We start from the raw sequence: 4,634 nt of genomic DNA, 5'->3' as shown, positions 1-4,634 counted from the left end.
GGTATCAGAGGCGCTACCATTTTCTCCAAGCACAATGTCAGGTGCATTATCGATGGCTTGCTCAAGAGAGGCATCGTCAGGCAATTTTTGACCCCACAGCAAGGCCCATGGCTTTTGCGCCATGGCTTGCGTAGCCTGCTCAATAGGTTTAAGCAGTTCGGCCTGCGCGATGATGGCTTTAACGTCGGCATGGTTCAAGGCATAAGTTAATTCGCGGATGCTGTAATCCGGGTTGACCGGCACCATGGTCGCGCCAAGGCGAGCCAGCGCAAACAACGCCAGTAGATGGGATATGTCATTGCGCCCCACGACAGCCACGCGGTCGCCTGGGCCAATGCCCCGCCCTTTTAGCACGCGCGCAAGCCTGTCATAACGCTCGCGAAATTGTCTCCAGGTAAGCGATACTTCCGACTGGATAATAAAAGTGTCGTCTTGCCTGTTTTGGCAACGACTTGAAAATGCCTCGTGTAGCGTCCCGCCGTGAGGGGGAAAGCTGCGCAGAACGTCAATCGGACTTTTCATTACCAGTACCCCGAACGTGGGAGAGTATATGTAGTTTACTTTAAATACACCTTAGTGCACAATAGTATACAGCTGGATCCTTGAGGTTTGATCACTCTACAAAAAATGACAAATGCAAACTATGCAATGGAGAGACATGATGAAACACCTATTAAAGGCAGTACTACTGGCAACTTCGCTCCTGACCACGGCCGGTTATGCCGCAAGCGCGAGCGACTACCCCAATAAACCAATACGTATCATCGTGCCCTTTGCTGCCGGCGGGGGCGGCGACTTTATTGTGCGTGCCTGGGCGGACAAGTTTTCCGCCGAGGTCAGGCAGCCCGTGATTGTTGATAACCGCGGCGGCGGCAACACCGTGATCGGCACTGAAGCTGTGGCCAAAGCGGCACCTGATGGCTATACCTTGCTTATCGTCAGTCCCAGCTTTGCGACCAATCCCACGCTGCTGCCCTCACTGCCCTATAGAACGCCGGAGGATTTCATGCCCGTCGGACTGGTTATTACCTATGCCATGGGGCTGGCGGCGCGCTCGAGCCTGGAAGCCGACGATATTCAGACGCTGCTTTCCAACGCCAAAAAGGATCCCAGGCAATTGACAATTGCCACGTCGGGCGCTGGCTCAGCCAGCGATCTGGCTGCTGAGCTGTTCCGTGTGGCCACACAACTGAATTTGCTGAAAGTGCCCTATCGCGGAGCCGGGCCGGCCTTGTTGGACGTCGCAAGCGGACATGTCGATATGACATTCACCGGACTGTCCCAAATCAAGGGACAACTGGATAACAAGCGCGTCAAACTACTGGGAACTTCCGGGAGCCAGCGGCTGCAGTCGGCGCCCGATACACCAACAATCGCAGAGCAGGGTCTGAAAGACTTCGAGGCTCTGGTATGGTGGGGGATTCTTGCGCCTGCAGGCACACCGTCGGACATTGTTGTGAAAATAAACAGCGCGCTCAAAAAAAGCCTTGCCGATCCCGAAGTCGGCAGACGACTGGCCGTTATTGACGGCGAAGTCCAAGTTTCGTCACCCGAAGCGTTTCGCGACCTGATCAATAGTGAAATTGCCCGCTGGAGAGCGATTTTGAAACCTGATGCGAAAAACACCGCAGAGCGCTGACTCAACCAGCGCGCATAACGGCGCAAAAGCCATCGCAGTGGAAGCGTCCTAGAACACGGACGCCGCAGGCCGCCGCCCAATGGTGCTTGACAAGCCGGGCATCCTGATTAATCTGTCAATACTGCGCAAGTATCTGCATTAGCGCCTGGCCGATCTGCGGCAGAAACAAGATGTCTTCCGACACCGCCTTGCCATGGGAAAAAACCACAATCGTGATGGCGCCGTAGGCATTGCATTGAGCTTGCGACAACAGAAAGTGGGCACTGTCGTGCCGGTTGTAACTGGAGAGCGCATCGCCGGTCCAGCCGTTCCACCCCGCCTTGGAATAGTATTGCAGATTCTCAGGCAAACGCTCTCCCAGAAAACCGTTTACCTGAGAATGCGGAAGGCTTTTGAAGTTCTCTGCCAGAGATCGTTTCAGGAACTGCGCTGCCGCCAGGCTTGTCGCGGAATCCAGGAACCTGCCGGTACAAATTTCACTAAGCAGGCGTGCCACAAAATCGCTACTAAGGCAGTTGTGATTATTCTTTCCATCCAGTGTGACAAACCGTTTTTCCCTGCCGTAGCGATCATCATCCATCAACTTCTGGCAGATATTCATTTCCCGGGCCTCGGGCCAGCCCAATTCTGCAAAAAACCGATTCACGCCCTGGCGCTGCGCTATCCATTGCGCCATCTCCGCATCCGGCAATAGCGTGTCTCCGGTAGTTCCGGTCAACAAGTCAATCACATAATTGGTCGCATTATTGCTAGACCACATAATCATGTCCGTGATAGCGCGATTCAATTCAGGATGCGGCGTTATTTTACCGTCACGCAACGCCGCCTGCGCTGCCGCCAGGTACGCCACCTTGACAACGCTGGCCGGGTAAAAATGCCGTTGCCCCTGCCATGAAAACCCTTCCAGACTTCCGCTGGCCTGCTGGCCCGGATCCGACCGCGGAAACAAATGCAACGTCAGGCCCGAATCGGCCACATCATGGCCAAGCGGCACAAAGATCTGCCGGGCAGACGACAGCAGTTGTTGTCCGATTTGCATTGATCGTTCTGTCTGATGGTAATACATAAAGAATTTCCTAGATTTGCGCCAATCTTATGCATCTGGCGCGGTGCGTGCCCGAGACGGGCGTCAAGTCCGGATGGCTTTGCCCGCAAGCCGGTATTACATAAGGACAACGACTGGAAAACGCGCAGCCAGCAATAGTCTCATGCGGATCGGGCAATTCACCCTCCAGGATGGAGGACGGGGTCTTGATTGACGGGTCGGCAACCGGAATGGCGGAAAGCAACGCCCGCGTATACGGATGCCGGGGCGTGGAAAAGATATCCTCTTTTGTCCCTTCCTCTACGATCTGGCCCAGGTACATGACCAGGACACGGTCGCTCACGCGTTTGACCACGTTCAGATCATGGGCCACAAACAGGAAAGCCACCCCCAATTGTTGCCTGATATCCTCGAACAAATTGATAATCTGCGCCTGTACAGAAGCATCCAGCGCAGAAACCGGTTCGTCCGCAATCACCAGTTGCGGCCTGACCGCGAGCGCCCGCGCAATAGACACGCGCTGGCGCTGACCGCCACTGAGAGCGTGTGGAAATTTCTGCTTCAGCGACTGCGGCAAGCCGACAATGCCCAGCAGGCGATCAACCTCGGTGTTCAATGGGCTTTTATCGTGCGCCGCTTTATGCGTGGCCAGCGCCTCTTTAAGCAGACGCCCGATCGTAAACCGGGGATTGAGCGACGAGTAGGGATCCTGGAACACCATCTGGATTTTGGTGCTGCGCTCGAATCGCGAAAACGCGTGCATTGGCCTGCCATCAGACCAGGTTACCGTCCCGCCCGATGGCGGTTGCAAGCCGACGATGCATTTTCCCAATGTACTTTTGCCACAACCGGACTCTCCGACCACGCCGACGATCTCGCCCTGACTCACCTGTAGCGATACGCCCTTGAGGGCCTGCAGCGCTGTTGTCGATTTGCCGCCAAGCCAATCGCCAAGCCGGCGATTGCCGCCGTAACGCTTTTCCAGCTTGTCCACGGTCAGCAGAATCGGAGACTGTGATTGAGTTACCACAATATTTCCTCCTTGCGATGACAGGCGCACGCATGCTCGCGGGTCAGTTGTTCATTATCAGGAATCTCGTTATGACATCGGTCAATCGCAAACCTGCAACGGGGATGGAAACGGCATCCCGCCGGATACTGTCCGGCGGCCGGAGGTTCGCCCGGAATGGGCTCCAGCTTATGCTCGGGATCAACATGCGCCGGCAGCGCATTAAGAAGCGCACGGGTATAGGGATGGCGTGGATTGGCGAAAATCTCGGCCACACTACCGCTTTCCACAATCTTCCCTGCGTACATTACCGCCATATCGTCACAATGCTGGGCCACAACGCCCAGATCATGCGTGACCAACAGGACCGACATGCCTATGCGTTCACGCAGATCGTGCAGCAGCCGCAGGACCTGCGCCTGAATCGTCACATCCAGCGCCGTCGTGGGCTCATCGGCAATAAGCAACTGTGGCGCACAGGACAGGGCCATGGCAATCAGCACCCGCTGGCGCAGGCCACCGCTTAACTCATGCGGCCAGGCACTGAAACGACGCTCGGGCGAGGTAATGCCCACTTCCCGCAACAGCCCCACCACTTTTTCGCGGACCTGGGTCGATGACAGGCCGACATGATTGCGCCGTACAATTTCGGCCACCTGATCGCCCACCCGCATTGTCGGGTTCAGCGCTGTCATGGGATCCTGGAAAATCATGGAGATCTTTCGACCCCGAATGCCTGCCAATTGCTGGTCGTCCATGGCTGCCAGATCTTTGCCGTCAAAGAGAATACGCCCTTGTTCAATCACAAACGGCGAGCCGCCGAACAAGCGAATAATCGAACGACAGGTGGTACTTTTGCCGCATCCGGACTCTCCGACCAGCCCGAACACCCGGCCCTTTTTTACCTGGAATGTCACTCCTTCAATAGCCATTTGTGCTCG

Annotated in this window: 5 protein-coding genes; 1 reads left to right on the top strand and 4 read right to left on the bottom strand. The window is 55.8% G+C overall.

Going from position 1 to position 4,634, the window contains the following annotated elements; genetic code table 11:
- Positions 1-522, bottom strand: a 522-nt coding sequence (locus ACTIKR_RS20190) for an AMP-binding protein (protein ID WP_442328843.1), incomplete at its 3' end; no start/stop codon positions are given.
- 136 nt (positions 523-658) lie between these two features.
- Here ACTIKR_RS20190 and ACTIKR_RS20185 point away from each other — a divergent pair.
- On the top strand, positions 659-1,639 hold the full coding sequence (locus tag ACTIKR_RS20185; RefSeq protein ID WP_226817090.1) for a Bug family tripartite tricarboxylate transporter substrate binding protein: 981 nt from the start codon (positions 659-661) through the stop codon (positions 1,637-1,639).
- A 115-nt stretch (positions 1,640-1,754) separates the two neighbouring features.
- Here ACTIKR_RS20185 and ACTIKR_RS20180 read toward each other — a convergent pair whose 3' ends face one another.
- The 3 genes from ACTIKR_RS20180 to ACTIKR_RS20170 all read right to left on the bottom strand — a co-directional run.
- Positions 1,755-2,705, bottom strand: coding sequence for a serine hydrolase (locus ACTIKR_RS20180; protein ID WP_100699304.1), 951 nt, complete (start codon positions 2,703-2,705; stop codon positions 1,755-1,757).
- 10 nt (positions 2,706-2,715) lie between these two features.
- A complete protein-coding gene (locus tag ACTIKR_RS20175) occupies positions 2,716-3,714 on the bottom strand; it encodes an oligopeptide/dipeptide ABC transporter ATP-binding protein (protein WP_193089532.1) in 999 nt (332 codons plus the stop codon).
- Positions 3,708-4,634: ABC transporter ATP-binding protein (locus ACTIKR_RS20170; protein WP_442328842.1), on the bottom strand; the 927-nt coding region annotated here is incomplete at its 5' end. The genes ACTIKR_RS20170 and ACTIKR_RS20175, both read right to left, overlap by 7 nt.

The organism is Advenella sp. (assembly GCF_052108595.1).
Taxonomy (GTDB): Bacteria; Pseudomonadota; Gammaproteobacteria; order Burkholderiales; family Burkholderiaceae_B; genus Advenella.
The sequence above is the reverse complement of the archived record's forward strand: the minus strand, read 5'-3'. Positions and strand labels throughout refer to the sequence as shown.

Coding starts and splice junctions, on each gene's coding strand:
- ACTIKR_RS20185 (WP_226817090.1), top strand. CDS start 659: ATGATGAAACACCTATTAAAGGCAGTACTACTGGCAACTTCGCTCCTG.
- ACTIKR_RS20180 (WP_100699304.1), bottom strand. CDS start 2,705: ATGTATTACCATCAGACAGAACGATCAATGCAAATCGGACAACAACTG.